This window comes from Photobacterium sp. J15, assembly GCF_963870815.1.
Taxonomy (GTDB): domain Bacteria; phylum Pseudomonadota; class Gammaproteobacteria; order Enterobacterales; family Vibrionaceae; genus Photobacterium; species Photobacterium marinum.
The window spans coordinates 2,796,054-2,812,268 of the sequence record NZ_CAWMUI010000001.1 but is presented as its reverse complement, the minus strand read 5'-3'; the positions used below and the strand labels follow the sequence as shown (position 1 = coordinate 2,812,268).

At 47.4% G+C, this 16,215-nt stretch carries 11 protein-coding genes; 9 read left to right on the top strand and 2 right to left on the bottom strand.

Annotated features, from left to right (window positions below; translation table 11 throughout):
• Nucleotides 1-391 precede the first annotated feature (391 nt).
• The 9 genes from AACQ93_RS12555 to purF all read left to right on the top strand — a co-directional run bounded on the left by AACQ93_RS12555 (nucleotide 392) and on the right by purF (nucleotide 14,199).
• Complete coding sequence (locus AACQ93_RS12555) at nucleotides 392-1,564, top strand: 4-phosphoerythronate dehydrogenase (RefSeq protein ID WP_064605314.1); 1,173 nt, start codon at nucleotides 392-394, stop codon at nucleotides 1,562-1,564.
• A complete protein-coding gene (locus AACQ93_RS12550; protein WP_007470139.1) occupies nucleotides 1,561-2,574 on the top strand; it encodes an aspartate-semialdehyde dehydrogenase in 1,014 nt (337 codons plus the stop codon). Before AACQ93_RS12555 ends, AACQ93_RS12550 begins: the two co-directional genes overlap by 4 nt.
• Before the next feature lie 246 nt (nucleotides 2,575-2,820).
• Nucleotides 2,821-7,908, top strand: coding sequence for a FimV/HubP family polar landmark protein (locus AACQ93_RS12545; RefSeq protein WP_157097564.1), 5,088 nt, complete (start codon nucleotides 2,821-2,823; stop codon nucleotides 7,906-7,908).
• A gap of 180 nt (nucleotides 7,909-8,088) precedes the next feature.
• Nucleotides 8,089-8,874, top strand: coding sequence for a tRNA pseudouridine(38-40) synthase TruA (gene truA, locus AACQ93_RS12540; protein ID WP_064605309.1), 786 nt, complete (start codon nucleotides 8,089-8,091; stop codon nucleotides 8,872-8,874).
• A 212-nt stretch (nucleotides 8,875-9,086) separates the two neighbouring features.
• Complete coding sequence (accD, locus tag AACQ93_RS12535; protein ID WP_064605307.1) at nucleotides 9,087-10,004, top strand: acetyl-CoA carboxylase, carboxyltransferase subunit beta; 918 nt, start codon at nucleotides 9,087-9,089, stop codon at nucleotides 10,002-10,004.
• 146 nt (nucleotides 10,005-10,150) lie between these two features.
• Nucleotides 10,151-11,422: a bifunctional tetrahydrofolate synthase/dihydrofolate synthase gene (gene folC / locus AACQ93_RS12530; protein ID WP_064605304.1), complete on the top strand. Its 1,272-nt coding sequence runs from the start codon at nucleotides 10,151-10,153 to the stop codon at nucleotides 11,420-11,422.
• Between the two features lie 2 nt (nucleotides 11,423-11,424).
• Nucleotides 11,425-11,991, top strand: a complete 567-nt coding sequence (locus tag AACQ93_RS12525) for an SPOR domain-containing protein (protein WP_064605303.1) — start codon at nucleotides 11,425-11,427, stop codon at nucleotides 11,989-11,991.
• 64 nt (nucleotides 11,992-12,055) lie between these two features.
• Complete coding sequence (cvpA, locus tag AACQ93_RS12520; protein WP_064605302.1) at nucleotides 12,056-12,547, top strand: colicin V production protein; 492 nt, start codon at nucleotides 12,056-12,058, stop codon at nucleotides 12,545-12,547.
• A 137-nt stretch (nucleotides 12,548-12,684) separates the two neighbouring features.
• Nucleotides 12,685-14,199, top strand: a complete 1,515-nt coding sequence (gene purF, locus AACQ93_RS12515) for an amidophosphoribosyltransferase (protein ID WP_064605301.1) — start codon at nucleotides 12,685-12,687, stop codon at nucleotides 14,197-14,199.
• Between the two features lie 151 nt (nucleotides 14,200-14,350).
• On the opposite strand, the gene AACQ93_RS12510 is transcribed toward purF, so the two are convergent.
• Both AACQ93_RS12510 and AACQ93_RS12505 read right to left on the bottom strand, forming a co-directional pair.
• Nucleotides 14,351-14,950, bottom strand: a complete 600-nt coding sequence (locus tag AACQ93_RS12510) for a Yip1 family protein (protein WP_007470124.1) — start codon at nucleotides 14,948-14,950, stop codon at nucleotides 14,351-14,353.
• A 284-nt stretch (nucleotides 14,951-15,234) separates the two neighbouring features.
• On the bottom strand, nucleotides 15,235-16,110 hold the full coding sequence (locus tag AACQ93_RS12505; protein WP_064605300.1) for a LysR family transcriptional regulator: 876 nt from the start codon (nucleotides 16,108-16,110) through the stop codon (nucleotides 15,235-15,237).
• Nucleotides 16,111-16,215 lie beyond the last annotated feature (105 nt).

The following is a 16,215-nucleotide window of genomic DNA, read 5'->3' as shown; positions in this document are numbered from 1 at the left end:
CGACACTTGAACCTCGCCTCTCTTAGTATTTTGGTCTTTTTCCGGGGTGGCACTGGCCAGAGAACCAATCTTGTCAGACTTTTGGCGAGGTACCGAAAGATTGGCGATTGTGGCCAGTGCCGTTTAAACAGACGCGGCATTAACTTTTCGTGAATAGTATTTTCTTTTTTGGGAGCTGTCTATCATGAAAGTTAGTGTTTTTATAACCTGGATTTTTTTACCCGGCGCTTAGCCGGGTTTTTTTGTTGCCTCTCTAGTCGCCACTCTAAGCTATTCTCTTTCCTCTACTCCCTTGATTTAACTTGAATCCCCTCACATTCCCCAATACTATTTTGTCAGTTCACTCAGCCAGGCTTTGTTCACAGACCTCGGCCTCTAAAGGAATCCCTTCATGAAAATCCTCATTGACGAAAATATGCCTTATGCCGCTGAGCTATTCAGTCAGCTCGGCGACGTTATCTCCAAACCCGGACGCACACTGAAAGCTGATGATTTAGTTGATATTGACGCTCTGATGATCCGATCGGTCACCAAGGTAAATGCAGTATTACTGGAGAAGGCAAACAAGTTACGTTTTGTTGGCACAGCAACAGCCGGGCAGGATCATGTTGATCAGGCATTGCTGGCGGAGCGAGGGATAACCTTTACGGCGGCACCGGGCTGTAACAAAGTTGGTGTGGCGGAATATGTGCTCAGTAGCTTGATGGTACTAGGGCAGCAACAAGGTTTTTCAGTCTTCGATAAAACTATCGGTATTGTCGGAGCCGGTAATGTCGGCAGCTATTTGGCGCAATGCCTTGATGCATTGGGTATCCGTTACTTGTTGAATGATCCTCTGAAAGAGGCAGAAGGTGATCCGCGTCAGTTTCATAACCTGGATACGCTGCTTGAACAATGTGATGTGATCACCCTGCACACGCCAATTACCCGTGACGGCGACTATCCGACTTATCATCTGGCGGATGAAGCGTTTATTCAAAAGTTAACCTCGGGAGCTATTTTAATTAACGCGGCTCGTGGCCCTGTCGTGGACAATCAGGCGTTGAAGGAAGCGCTGCAACGAAGTGAATCCGGTGAAGGAAAAGCATTGACTGCTGTTCTGGACGTGTTTGAGCATGAGCCTCTGGTCGATCCTGAATTGTTGCCTCTTCTGGCATTTGCAACTCCGCATGTTGCCGGTTACGGCCTTGAAGGTAAGGCTCGTGGTACGACGATGGTTTTCAACAGTTACTGTCAGTTCCTTGGCCTTGATAAGTATGTTGCGGCTTCAAGCCTGCTCCCGGTTGCTCCTGTGCCTTATGTACAATTGAGTCAACAGTGGCAGGAGCCGGATCTGTTCTCGCTTATTCAACTGATCTACGATGTGCGTAAAGATGACGCACTGTTCCGTCGCGAAATGGTGCGCACTGTCGGTGATGATGTCCAAATGGCAAACGCTTTTGACCGGATGAGAAAAAATTACTGGGATCGACGTGAATATAGTGCGATTACAGTAGCCGGAGAGGGCCGTTTTGGGGTAGAGTCGCTGGCTAAATTAGGTTTTACAGTAGAGGAAACTCAATGAGCCAGGAATATGACATTGCAGTACTCGGCGCAACAGGCGCTGTTGGCGAGACTATTGTAGAGGTCCTGGAGGAACGCAATTTCCCTGTCCGCAATCTTCATTTGCTTGCATCTGACCGCAGTGCAGGAAAAACCTTGCGCTTTAAAGGCAAAAGCGTACGCGTAACTGATGTAGAAGAATTTGACTGGGGTCAGGTACAGATTGCCATTTTCTCTGCAGGTGCAGAAGCGTCTGACCGCTGGGCGCCGATTGCTGCCGATTACGGTGTGGTTGTTATCGATAACACCTCTCGTTTCCGCTACGAGTATGATGTACCACTGGTTGTGCCGGAAGTTAACCCGCACGCACTGGCGGATTACCGCAACCGCAATATTATAGCTAACCCGAACTGCTCAACTATTCAGATGCTGGTGGCGCTAAAGCCAATCCAGGATGCATACGGCATTGAGCGAATTAATGTTGCCACTTACCAGTCAGTATCTGGTTCAGGTAAGAAGGGCATTGATGAGTTGGCGGGACAGACTGCGAAGCTGCTTAACGGCTTGCCAGCAGAGCACAATGTTTACGACAAGCAAATTGCCTTCAACTGCCTGCCGCACATCGACGAGTTCATGGATAACGGCTACACCAAAGAAGAAATGAAAATGGTGTGGGAAACGCAGAAGATCCTGGGTGACGGCAATATCCGTGTGAACCCGACCTGTGTGCGTGTACCTGTGTTTTACGGTCATGCTGAAGCGGTTCATGTTGAAACTTGCCAGCCGGTTCATGTTGAAGAAGCGATTAACCTGCTTGAAAATGCAGAAGGTATTGAAGTTTTCCACGGCAATGACTACCCGACTCAGGTCGGTGATGCAACCGGTAAAGATCACGTGATGGTTGCCCGTATCCGTGAAGACATCAGCCACCCTTGTGGCCTGAACATGTGGGTAGTGGCAGATAACGTTCGTAAGGGCGCTGCAACTAATAGTGTTCAGATTGCAGAAAAACTGATTGAAGAATATCTTTAAGTCATTGGTATCCTGAAATCCACTCTTGGGTTTCAGGATATTTTTTCAATCATGATCTTCATTGTAAAACCCTATTGACAACCTTGACATACCTGTCAGGTAAGCAACAATCCTCTTTTACTGCTTAAGAGTCTTGATGAGAGGTCGATAGATTCTTTATGCTAAGCACCATTAACAATCGATCTCGTTCCAATAACTCGGTGCCCGAAACGAATTACTTATCTCTGCCAGAGAGGATTACAGGCAGTGTCTGACCTATCGACTATGATCAAACGAATTTTATTGCCGGCTATTATCGCAAGTGCAGCCTTCCATATGCCGGCTCAGGCGAATGCAGTTCGCATTATTGGCCCTTCAGCGGTTGAAGCGCCAGCCACAGTCGTGGAACGCACACCGGCAAGGACCAGTCCCCAGCGTGTTCCGCAGAATACAACATCTGCAACCAGCAGTGCAGCTGTCGACCCCTCATTCTTATATGGTCCGACTAAGCCGAGTGAAACCTTGTGGTCGATTGCTTCTCGTAGCATGCCAGAAGGGGGCGGAGTTTCTGTTTACCAGATCATCGGTGCTATTCATCGGGCCAACCCGCAAGCGTTTGAGAACAACAACATTCACGGTTTGATACCGGGAAGTACCCTTGTAATGCCGACCCTGGGGCAGGCGATTCAGGAAGATGTCGACAGCGTTAAGCGTCGACTTGAAGCTGACAAGCGCCAGCCACGTCAGCGAGCTGGCAGAAGCTCGGCTCCGAAACCCAAACCGACACCTGCTGCGACTGCACCTGAACCGGTTGTAGTTGCTTCGGTACAGCCAAAGCCAGAGCCGGTTAAAGAAACAGTGGTGAAGGACTCACCAAGAGTGACATCCGCTTCACCACAGGCCGGAGATTCAGCCAAAAACGTAATTCCGCCAAAACCCTCTGCGCTTCAGCAGCAATTGGACTCTTCTGATGTAGAAGTTACTAAGTTGCTGGAGAGTAATCATCTGCTGCGTGTTCGTCTGTCAGAAATGCAACATGAAGTGGCTGCATTGCGTGATCAGGTAAGCAGTGATGACATTCTGCGCGAGCAAATCAAAGATTTTATTGAACAGCAGAAAGCCCAGACCCCGGAAATGGTTGAGCCTGAACCATCATGGGTAGATACCCTGACAGAGAGCCCTTGGGCTCTGGCTGCTGTTGCCTTTATTCCGGGTGCACTGATTGCCGGTGTGCTGGCGTTCTTCATGATGAGACGCAAGAAGGAAGACGAAGAGGATGAGGTTAAGTCACTTGATGCTCCAGAGGCACAAGAGCCGGCAATGGTGCCGCCTCCGGGTGATGATAATGGTCCTGACAGTAACGATGATTTGGATGAGCTTTTCGGCGCTGATGAAGATGTTCTGTTTAACGATCCTGAAACCAGCCTGTTCTCGGCCGAAGGGGATGCATCCGCTGAGAAGGCGTCGGATTCATTGGATATGTTGGACCTTTCAGCGAACAGTAATGATGAGTTCGAAATTGACAGCGGTCTGACTCCAAGCAGTATTTCTGTCAAGAGTGACGAAGAGGCTATCGGCCTTGAAGACATGGAACGCGCGCTTGATGAAATGGATCAGTCGTCGGATCAGAGTTCGGATGAAGCGCTGGCTTCTATGTGGGAGCAGTCGCTGCAGAATGACTCTGATGACGATGATAACTTCGATCTTGCTGACAATGGTTCTGCGGGTAAGCTTGATGATGACCTTGTTTCAGACCAGGGTATTGAAGATGGTCTTCTGGATCAGTCGATTCTGGATGATTTGTTGTCGGAAGTGGACGCTGAAAAAGAGCAGCCGGAAGAAGACCCGTCTGAGCAGATCATCAATCAGGATGATTTAGATTCACTATTTGCAACCATCGGTGAAGAAGCGCCGGAAGATATCAAGGCGGCTCCTGTAAGTGGAATTGATGAGCCTGTCGTAGATGAAGCTGAAGAGACAGCTCAGCAAGCTGCTGTAGATCAGGCTCTGGCCGATGCTGATGCTATTTTCGCAGCTGAAGAGAATGCGCTGCCGGAAGAAGATCTGGATTCTCTTTTTGCTGAAAACAATGCTCAACTACAGAATGAGCAGATTGACGAAACCCAGCCAGCTGACGATGAAAGCGTGTTCGATGAAACCAATGCAGAATTGCTGGATGAGCTACTGGAAGAAAATCAGCCCGCTGATGATGAAAGCGTGTTTGATGAAACCAGTACAGAATTGCTGGATGAGCTACTGGAAGAAAATCAGCCTGTTGCGGATGATGACATCGTAATTGATGAAACCAGCACAGAGCTGTTGGATGAGTTGCTTGAAGAAAATCAACCTGCTGCTGATGATGAAATCGTAATTGATGAAACCAGCACAGAGCTGCTGGATGAGCTGCTTGAAGAAAATCAGCCTGCTGATGACGACATTGTAATTGACGAAACCAGCACAGAGCTGTTGGATGAGTTGCTTGAAGAAACCCAGCCTGTTGATGATGAAATCGTAATTGATGAAACCAGCACAGAACTGCTGGATGAACTTCTGGATAGCGATGACTCAGATAAGTCTTTATTTGATAATGATATATCAATTGACGAAAACAGCACTGCGTTACTTGATGAGCTTGTAGATGGGCTTGATAGTGACACTGGTGATGTTCAGGATATCGCCGAGGCGTTTGATGAGCTGAACATCGAAGAGCCTGCAATTGATGCTACTGATGTCGTTATTGATGAAACCAGCACAGATTTGCTGGATGACATTCTTGAACATCACAGTGATCAGCCAGATGTGGCGGCAGCTGACAGCGAAGGTGACGCAGAGCTTTTAGCTGATGCGGAATTCGATATCCCTTCAGAAGCACCTGAGCTGAATAATGCATCCACAAAGGTGGGTGCAAATGAGTCGGATACACTTGATGATCTTTTCTCTGATCCTGAGTTTGAATCTGAGCTTGCTGTTGATGAGCAGGTGTCACCGCAGCCAGAAGCGTTAGCTGATGATGAATTGATTCCAAGTGTCGAAGCTGCGGAGCAAGAACCTGAAGATGCTGATTTTCCGGATGCCGAAAATAGTGCATTTGATGCGATTTTAAATGATGCACTGAATGAGCAGGAAACTCAGGAACTTGCAGAGCCAGATGTAGGCGTTGAAAGTGATGAGGCGACAGCTGAAGCTCATGAGAGCGTTGATGAGATTAACGCTCTGCTTGATGGTCTTGACGATATATCGGCAACTGATTCAGCAGCAGAACAGCAGCAGGTTGATGATGTTCAAAATATTGAACAAAGTGTCGATGAGTTGCTTGAAAGTCTGGATGCTCAGGAAAACCAGGAAGAGCCGTCAGTAGAAGCACTCGAGCAGGAAGAAGCGGCGTCAGACGAACAACCTGCTTCTGTATTTGAAGATGCTTTCGCTGCAGCAGAAGAGCATGCTGCATCTGATGAGTCAGAGACACAAGAAACACAATATGCTGTAGATTTGGATGAGCTTCTTCAGGATACTGAATCTGCAGAAGCAGAAGCAGAAGCAGAAGCAGAAGCAGAAGCAGAAGCAGAAGCAGAAGCAGAAGCAGAAGCAGAAGCAGAAGCAGAAGCACCGTTTGTTCCAGAACAGCTGGAAGAAGATTTGGAAGAAGGTTTACTCTCAGCTATTGCGGATGATGAGTTTCCGACCTTCGATGAAGAAGTGGCGTTGGCAGAGTCTGAGCCTGATGAGTCTCCGGAGGCCTTTGAGCCGACATCCTTTGATACAGGAGAAATTGAGCCGCTCAATCTTGATGATTTACCTGAATTTGATGAAGACGCCGCATTCAATGATCCTGAAGCTGAAGAGATTGAAGATGAGCCATCTGCACTTTCTGACGGTGATGAGCAGGCTGCACTTGACCAGATCGTAAGGCAACTGCAGCAAGCGGCTGAAGCGGCGCCGGCAGGTAGTCAGCCAGTAGCTGATTTGCAACAGGCTGAAGTAGCAACTGAAGAAGATGAAGTCACTTCGGTTGAGAATTCAGAACTGTCAGAAGAGGGCTCTGATGAGCCTGTTGAGGCGAAGCCTTATTCGGTTCACGGTGAGCAGTCTATTGAATTTGAAACTCTTGACCCGAATTCGTTGCCGGAATTCAGTGAAGATGAAGCGCTGCAGGCATCATTCGATGAACAGCATGAACTTGAACAGTATGAGCGTGAACAGGGTCTGAAGAATAATCGCCAGCCTGCTGTTCCAGAACAGGTTCAAGCTCCGCAACAGTTACAGGCTGAAGAGCCAGCCAGCATCTTTGATGATGAGCTGGTGGATGCAGCGGGCCTGGATATGGCTGCACTGCTAAGTGAGCCGGATGCAGAGCCAGAGTCGGTGCTGGGTGATGCCATTGCTGATGAAAAGCCGTCTGATTTTGATGTTCAGAATCCTGTATCGACAGAACCGGAAGTAGTCTCTGCTCCGGCAGAAGAAAACGTGCCGACTGACAGTTCCGAAGCTGTATTTGATAGTGTTGAAACTGTACCGGATTTCACTGAATCAAACTTGGTCAGTGAAGATGAACGATCAGAGCCGACCCAGCTATTCGCTCAGGATTCTGAAAGCGATGTTGTCGAGTATCCGGAGACAATGGTTGATGACAACGCTGTTGTTTTGGGTACCGGACTTGAGGAGGCCGGAGAGGCTATTGTCGAGCCTGAAGTGCTTGATGAAGAACAGGTTGCGAATAATACAGAGACTGGACCTTCAAGCTTTAATTTTGAACCGGCTGACTGGGCGCTGCATGATGAACTGGATGCAGAGCGTGAGCAGTTGCTTTCCAGCTCATTTGCTGAGGACAGTCTTTCTACGACCGAGTTAGAAATGTCGGAAGAAGATTCCGAGATTTGGGCGGCATCTAGCCCTGAACCGGAAATTGCGACTGAAGACTGGGCTGAACAACCACAGATGCAGCTTGAAGATGTTGATGCTTTTGATACGGAATCTTTGCTGGCTGAGCTGGATGAACAGGGTAATTTCTCTGCTCAGCCTGACAGTGAACTGGTTGATAAGCAGATTTCACCAACCGATTACATCAGCATTGATGAACTGCTAAAAGAAATGGAAGCGGAAGAGTCGGCTGAAGCGGAAGACAAACCGCTGAATCTGGAGGTCGGTCTGGATGAATTCCCGGATGTGTTATCTGATGTTGCAGCCTTTGATGTAGACAGTCAGGGGGAGTACGCAAGCAAGTTGGATTTAGCAAATGCTTACCTTGAGATGAATGACAGAGAAGGTGCGCAGGATTTGCTGGAAGACATTGTTAAAAATGGTGATACGCAAAGCCAGCGTCAGGCGCAAGCGTTGCTGACGAAGATCCTTCGCTAGAACCATCGACAGGGTTAACCTAGAGAAAAAGCGAATGGCTGAAGTCATTCGCTTTTTTATTATTCGGCGTTTCGGTCGTCCCAGGACTGGGCTACCCTCGAAACTCATCGCTTTTTTCCCTATAATCCCCATCTCTTTAAAAACAGGCCATCTGCGCCGACAGTAAGAACGAAGTAAATTATGCGAATAGCTTTAGGTGTCGAGTACGACGGTGCCAAATATTATGGCTGGCAGCGTCAGCGTGAAGTTGACAGTGTTCAGGAGCGACTGGAAAAAGCATTAACCAAGATTGCGAATAAGCCTGTAGAAGTTCAGTGTGCAGGCCGAACTGATGCCGGTGTTCACGGAACTGGCCAGGTTGTACATTTTGACGTTGATGTAAACCGTAAAATGGCAGCCTGGACAATGGGGGTGAATGCCCAATTGCCAAAAGATATTGCTGTTCGCTGGGCAAAGGAAGTCAGTGAGGATTTCCATGCCCGCTTCTCTGCTACTGCTCGTCGCTATCGTTATATCATCTATAATCATGCACTAAGACCTGCAATTCTGGGTAAAGGTGTAAGCCATTACCATGGTGAACTTGATGCAGAAAAGATGCACGAGGCCGGTCAGCATCTGTTGGGTGAGAATGACTTCACATCCTTCCGTGCTGTGCATTGTCAATCACTTAGTCCCTGGCGTAATCTAATGCACCTGAATGTGTCTCGCCAGGGTAACTTCGTTATTATTGACATTAAGGCGAATGCATTCGTTCACCATATGGTTCGAAACATTACAGGCAGCTTGATCAAAGTCGGTCGTGGTGAAGAGAAACCAGAATGGATTGAATGGTTGTTAGAGCAAAAAGACCGCACCCTTGCTGGGGCAACAGCTAAGGCTGAAGGCCTGTATTTGGTTGAAGTGGATTATCCGGAGGAGTTTGAGTTGCCAAAGGCACCAATTGGTCCTCTGTTTTTGCCGGATTAATAGATGATGTCGGGGCCGTTTATCGGTTCCATATCACGCATAATCGGAATTATTTGAACTAAGATCTCAAATTCGGGTCTTGTTAACTAACTAGTACAACCAGTTTTTTATCTACAGATCGATAACTTTGTGCTTTAATTCCACGTCGGTAATTTAACGAATTTGTAATTCTCTGCTATGTAGCAGGGAAATAAGAAGATTAAAGGTCATTCATGAGCTGGCTTGAAAAGATCCTTACGAAAAGCAACATTGTTTCTTCTCGAAAAGCGTCTATCCCTGAGGGGGTATGGACCAAATGTACGTCATGTGAACAAGTGCTTTATCATGCAGAGCTAGAACGTAATCTGGAAGTCTGCCCTAAGTGTGATCATCACATGCGCATGAAGGCGCGTCGTCGCCTGGAAACTTTCCTGGATGCAGAAGGCCAGGTAGAGATCGCAGGTGAGATGGAGCCACAGGATAAACTGAAGTTCCGCGATTCGAAAAAATATAAAGATCGTCTGTCGTCGGCGCAAAAAGCGAGCGGCGAGAAAGATGCTCTGGTCGTAATTAAAGGTACCCTGTTGGAGCAGCCTTTGGTTGCCTGTGCCTTTGAGTTTTCTTTCATGGGCGGTTCAATGGGCTCTGTTGTCGGTGCTAAATTTGTTCGCGCTGTTGACGAAGCGATTGCTAACAACTGTGCTCTGGTATGTTTCTCTGCCAGTGGCGGTGCCCGCATGCAGGAAGCTCTGATGTCTCTGATGCAGATGGCAAAAACCAGTGCTGCTCTTGAGCGTCTGTCAGCCAAAGGTCTGCCATTCATCTCGGTTCTGACAGATCCGACGATGGGCGGTGTATCTGCAAGTTTGGCAATGCTGGGTGATATCAATATTGGTGAGCCGAAGGCCCTGATTGGCTTCGCCGGTCAGCGTGTAATTGAGCAGACTGTACGTGAGAAACTGCCGGAAGGCTTCCAGCGTAGTGAGTTTCTGCTTGAGCACGGTGCGATTGATATGATCGTAGATCGCCGTGAAATGCGTCAGCGTATTGGTGGTCTGGTTGCTAAAATGACTCATGCGACATCACCAATGGTGGTACCGGTACAAAAGCCGGCCGATGAAACACCGGAAGCTGATAACGAACAGGAATAACTGTTTGTTAACGTTGAAGCGGGTCTGAGTGGTAATCACAGCAGGAAATAATCTGTTGATTGAATTTATTGTTGTGATTACATGAATTCAGACTCGTTTCAGTGTTAAATTAGTACCCATTATTGGTACTGATTAGAATGAATACAATGTCCGGACAGACAGCTCCACAAGCCACGGCACCTCTTTCCTCCTGGCTGACTTATTTAGAACATCTCCACACCAGCGCTATCGATCTTGGCCTTGAACGTGCACTTGCTGTTGCAAAGCGCGCTCAGTTAACTAAACCTGCACCTCGCGTAATTACTGTTGCCGGTACCAATGGCAAAGGTTCAACCTGCGCGATCCTTGAAGCCATCTTGCTTGAAGCCGGTTACAAGGTTGGTGTTTACAGTTCTCCTCATCTGGTTCGCTATAACGAGCGGGTACGTATTAATGGTCAGGAACTGGCTGATAGCGAACATACTCATGCTTTTGCTGCTATCGAACAAAATCGTGCTGATACCAGCCTGAGCTTGTTTGAATTCGGTACTCTGGCTGCACTGCAACTGTTTAAGCAAAATTTGGTCGATGTGGCTATTTTGGAAGTCGGTTTGGGCGGACGTCTGGATGCAACCAATATTGTTGACCATGATGTGGCGGTGATCACCAGCTTGGCGGTTGATCATGTTGACTGGCTGGGTGATGACATTGAAGTTATCGGTTATGAAAAGGCGGGTATCTTCAGGTCTGAAAAACCGGCTATCTGTGGTCAGCCGAATCCTCCGGCAAGTGTGCCAGCCCATGCTGATGATATCGGTGCACAGCTCTACCAGGTTGGCTATCAGTTTGATTACCAGCTGAACGGTGATAGTTGGAGCTGGCACTGTGGTGCATTTGATTTGCAGGATCTGCCGATGCCGTCATTGCCATTGCCAAATGCAGCAACGGCGCTGATGGCGCTGGGTGTTGCTGAATTGGATATTACTGATGAGCATATTGCTGCTGGGCTTGCCAAAGCATCGCTGCCGGGACGTATGGAGAGAGTCTCTCTGTCACCGCTGACAATTCTGGATGTTGCCCACAACCCACATTCGGCACAGTATTTTGCTGAGCAACTGACGAAGATCCGACAAAGCCAAAACAAACAACGTATTCACGCCGTGGTTGCCATGCTGCATGATAAAGATATCGCAGCAACAATGGCTGAGATGAAAGGCATTGTTGACGTCTGGTATCCGGCCTCACTTGAAGGCCCTCGTGCTGCTAAAGCGGAAGAAATTATTTCGCATTTAGAAGGGGAGCAGGCTGTTTTTGATTCTCCGGAGCAAGCTTATGATGCGGCACTTGCCCAGGCTGAAAGCGATGATATGGTAATCGTGTTTGGCTCGTTTTACACTGTCGGTCAAGTTTCCAGCCATATTACATCAACACAGGAGTAAACGTGGCAAGTAAATTCCAAAGCCGCCTGGTCGGAACCATTATTCTGGTCGCTATCGGCGTTATCTTCCTGCCTGATTTGTTCGATGGTAAGAAACAGCATTATCAGGAACAGTTCGCCAGTATTCCTCTTCAGCCACAAATTGGTACTGAAGAGGAGTTTACAACTATCCCAGAGCCTGAGTTTGTCGACATCGATTTGCCGCCTGAGCCTGTTACTGTGGTTATTGATGAGCCAACAGAGTCCCAGGGACCAGAAGTCGCAGCTAAACCCTTGAAGGTTGCACCTCAACCTGTCGAAAAACCGAAGGTTGGCAATCATGACAGTGGATGGGTGGTTCAGTTGGGTGTTTTCCGCAATATCGATAACGCAAATCAGCTGGTATCAAAATTACGAGATGCCGGTTATCAGGCGCATGTTTTTCCCAAACAGCCAAAACCTGGAGATCTGGCTCGGGTTGTTGTCGGTCCTGATGTATCCAAATCGAAGTTGTCAGCACAGCTCAAAGATTTGGAAAAATTAACTGGATTGAAAGGCCGATTGCTCAGATTTAACCCACTAAACCCTTAGGTAAACGTTTGCGTTCTCATTTTTTCTGTTAGAATACGCACCAACAAGACGAAAACAACAAATGATGATTTGGATTGATTACGTAATTTTAGGCGTAATAGGCTTCTCTGCACTGGTCAGTTTGATCCGTGGTTTTGTAAAGGAAGCATTGTCACTGGTTATATGGTTTGCTGCCTTTTTCATTGCCAGTAACTTTTATACTCAGCTGGCAGCATATTTCACGAATATTCATGATGAGATGGTGCGGAACGGCAGCGCCATCGCGGCATTATTCATCGCGACACTGATTGTCGGTGCGGTAGTGAATTATGTTATCGGACAATTAGTTCAGAAAACCGGATTGTCAGGAACGGACCGGGTTCTGGGAGTTGTCTTTGGTGGGGTGAGGGGCGTGCTGATTGTATCGGCCATACTATTCTTCATCGACGCTTTTACGGGATTTGCCAAGGCAGACTGGTGGCAGCAGTCACAGTTGATCCCGCAATTTGGTGTAGTGATTGAATGGTTCTTCACTTATCTCAAGGACACGTCAAGTTTCTTACCCGGCGCATTATAGTGCCGGTGTACAGGCTGCTTTTTGATATGCATTTCAGCAGGTGTTTGGTTAAATTTTATTAGCCGGAGCCTGCTGAAAAATGAGTAATTGTTCAAGCAGCTTTAACTGCTACTTAATGCGTGACGAGGATTTAGGACATGTGTGGTATTGTCGGAATCGTGGGATCTACCCCGGTAAACCAGTCTATCTATGATGCACTGACCGTGCTACAGCATCGCGGCCAGGATGCCGCCGGTATTGTTACCTTAGAAAGCAATCGTTTTCGTCTGCGTAAGGCTAACGGTTTGGTGCGGGATGTGTTTGAGGCCCGGCACATGCAAAGGCTGCAGGGGAACGTGGGAATAGGTCATGTAAGATACCCGACGGCAGGGAGTTCCAGTGCTTCAGAGGCTCAGCCGTTTTATGTTAACTCTCCTTTTGGCATTTCTATGGCGCATAACGGCAATTTGACTAATGCCACAGATATTCAGGAGAGTCTTTTTAAAGAGGCCCGGCGCCACGTTAATACCTCCTCAGATTCCGAAATCCTCCTAAACGTACTGGCTAATCAACTGGAAAAAGCCGCTTCCTATCCTCTCTCTCCTAATGATATTTTCTCCGCCGTCCGGGCTGTTCATCAAATTGTATCGGGTGCTTATGCTGTTGTTGCGATGGTGATTGGCCATGGCTTGACTGCATTTCGGGATCCTAACGGTATTCGTCCGTTATGCTTGGGACGACGTGAAGTCGATGGAAAACCGGAATATATGGTGGCATCTGAATCTGTTGCTCTGGATGCGGTCGGCTTTGATTTTGTGCGTGATATCGCACCGGGTGAAGCTGTATACATCGACTTCAATGGTGAACTATACACTGAGCAATGTGCAGAAAACCCAGCGCTTCATCCGTGTATTTTTGAGTTTGTCTACTTTGCTCGTCCGGATTCATTCATTGATAAAGTCTCAGTCTACAGTGCTCGTGTATGTATGGGGCAGAAACTGGGTGAGAAAATCAAACGGGAATGGTATGACCATGATATTGATGTCGTTATTCCTATCCCTGAAACCTCCTGTGATAGTGCGTTAGAAATTGCCCGTACACTTGATAAGCCGTACCGCCAGGGGTTTGTGAAAAATCGTTATGTCGGTCGTACCTTTATCATGCCGGGGCAGCAGATGCGCCGTAAATCTGTGCGGCGTAAGCTTAATGCCATCCGGTCTGAATTCAAGGATAAGAATGTTTTGTTAGTGGATGACTCCATTGTTCGTGGTACTACGTCTGAACAGATCATTGAAATGGCCCGCGAAGCCGGAGCTCGTAAGGTTTATCTGGCATCAGCAGCGCCGGAAGTACGTTTTCCGAATGTGTATGGTATTGATATGCCAAGTGCTAATGAGCTGATTGCTCATGGTCGTGAAGTTGATGAAATCTGTAAGATGATTGGGGCTGATGGCCTGATTTTTCAGGATCTTGATGACCTTGTCGCGGCGGTGGCCGAAGGTAACCCGAATATTAAACAATTCGAAACCTCTGTGTTCAGTGGCACTTATGTAACCGGTGACGTTAACCAGCAATATCTTGATTACCTCGAAAGCCTGCGTAGTGAAGATTCTAAGGCTCGTGAGATTCAGCAGGATCTGGCGAACCTTGAGTTACATAACGAAGGTGTTTAGTTGTTTGATTAGAAGCATGCAAGAAAACAGTGGCGTTTTTGATAATTAGCTACTGTTTTCTCCATAAACCAATCAACAAACAAAAGCGAGAGCCTTTGCTCTCGCTTTTGTTTGAACTCAATAAGCTACCAGAAGGTGGTAGTAAGAAAGATTAGTGGCTAAATTGCGGTCCGAGGCCAAGATTCCAGAGAATAACTGAACCGGCAATGATGGATACCAGCAAAACCAGTCCACAGGTCACAATGGAGCTGGCATAAATAAATCCACGCTCTTCTGGGATGTGCATTAAAATTGGCACTCCTGTGTAAAGCAGGTATACAGAATAGGCGACACCAATCAATCCTGCGATCATCAGGAACCAGACTTGTGGGTAAATGGCTGCAATGCTGACCATAAATAATGGGGTCGCTGTGTAAGCTGCCAGTTCAAGTGCTTGGGTAAAAGTTGGGGTAGAACCAAATGTATGGCTCATCCAGTGGGCCAGATAAGCCAAGGCAAAAACACCGGCAATTAATGCAAAGTACATGGCAACAGACATACCCAGAGCGCTGCTCTGAGTCAGGAATATCGGCTCTCCGGCTCCTATACGCCAGCCGATAAATACGCTGGAGATAAAGGCAAACGTCGGAGGGAGCAGCGCAATCAGCATGATATGAGATAGACTGCTTTGAATACCTTCGTGTTCCTTGTCAATGGTACGCCACTCTTGTTTAGGGTGGGTATATAGCCCAAATAAATGTCCCAGAATCATAGCATTACCTCGTAATCAGGTGCGTAAATCATCATGATAAGTTTGCTTGTTTGAAAACTTACGATGGCACGAAGGTGGAATCGGCGTTCGCAAACATTACATAAAAGAAGGGAGCATGGTTCCGATGTCTGATTTTTTGTACTGATTATTTGGGGTGGTCAGACACCAAAGCACAGATAATTCCCTTATTCAGTACATTAACATTTAGTCGGGGTTATCTGGCTTGGCAAGAAATTGGTAAGCCCAGTCAGCAAGGCTGGCTGGACTTAAAGTGGAGAGTTTGGCTATAACTTGAAGTATTCGCTGGCAAATTCAATAAATAAGCGTAGTTTTTCCGGTTGATAGTCACGGTGGTTATATAGCAGATAAACTTCACGCAGATTGGCAGACCAGTTTTCAAGGATTCGAACCAGTTCGCCAGACTCAATATATTTTTCCAGCATTACATCCGGCATCAGGGTAATACCCAGGCCGTTGACACAGGCTTTACGAACAACATTAAGTTGGTTGGCTTCAAAGCGGCCTCGCTCATTAACAGTAATGGTTTCACCGTTACTGTCGGTCAGACGCCAGCGCAGAAGAGGCTTGCCTTTGAGTAATGAATGCTGGTGAAGATCCTGAGCATGCTTCGGTTCAGCGTTGTTTTTCAGGTATTCAGGGCTGGCGACCAAAATATCTTTAACTGCACTGATCTTTCTGGCAATCAGGGTCGAGTCTCGCTGTGGGCCGACACGGAAAATAACATCCCAGTCAGTTGGATCCAGTTGCTCTGGTTCGCTGCTCATGTGCAGTTCGATACTGATGGCTGGATGCTCCGACATAAAAGCATTGAGCATCGGTTGCAACATCACTTTCGTCAGGTTGGACGGTGCGGCAATTTTTAGTTTACCCGCGGCTCCTTTACATTCTTCGCTGATGTGCTCTGTCGTATCAACCAGCTGCTGGAGCATCGGACTGCATTCGTCATAGAATTTTTGTCCGGCTTCCGTAAGTGATAGCTTGCGGGCGTGACGGTTTAACAGTCGAATACTCAGGCATTCTTCCAGAGCCTGGATACGTCGGGTTAGGGTTGCGACAGGAACCTGAGTTTTGCGCGAGGCGGCGGTATAGCTGCCATTGTCGACAACCATACGAAACAAATTTAAATCGTCAAGCTTCATAGATACACAATAACTGAAAACTTATAATTGGGAATTGTATAACAAAATGTGATAAAAGATGTCACTATCCTAACAGGTTTTGCTGTAAATCAATATTTCCCTGCA

Coding starts and splice junctions, on each gene's coding strand:
- AACQ93_RS12510 (WP_007470124.1), bottom strand. CDS start 14,950: ATGATTCTGGGACATTTATTTGGGCTATATACCCACCCTAAACAAGAG.
- purF (WP_064605301.1), top strand. CDS start 12,685: ATGTGTGGTATTGTCGGAATCGTGGGATCTACCCCGGTAAACCAGTCT.
- folC (WP_064605304.1), top strand. CDS start 10,151: ATGTCCGGACAGACAGCTCCACAAGCCACGGCACCTCTTTCCTCCTGG.
- cvpA (WP_064605302.1), top strand. CDS start 12,056: ATGATTTGGATTGATTACGTAATTTTAGGCGTAATAGGCTTCTCTGCA.
- AACQ93_RS12555 (WP_064605314.1), top strand. CDS start 392: ATGAAAATCCTCATTGACGAAAATATGCCTTATGCCGCTGAGCTATTC.
- accD (WP_064605307.1), top strand. CDS start 9,087: ATGAGCTGGCTTGAAAAGATCCTTACGAAAAGCAACATTGTTTCTTCT.
- AACQ93_RS12550 (WP_007470139.1), top strand. CDS start 1,561: ATGAGCCAGGAATATGACATTGCAGTACTCGGCGCAACAGGCGCTGTT.
- truA (WP_064605309.1), top strand. CDS start 8,089: ATGCGAATAGCTTTAGGTGTCGAGTACGACGGTGCCAAATATTATGGC.
- AACQ93_RS12505 (WP_064605300.1), bottom strand. CDS start 16,110: ATGAAGCTTGACGATTTAAATTTGTTTCGTATGGTTGTCGACAATGGC.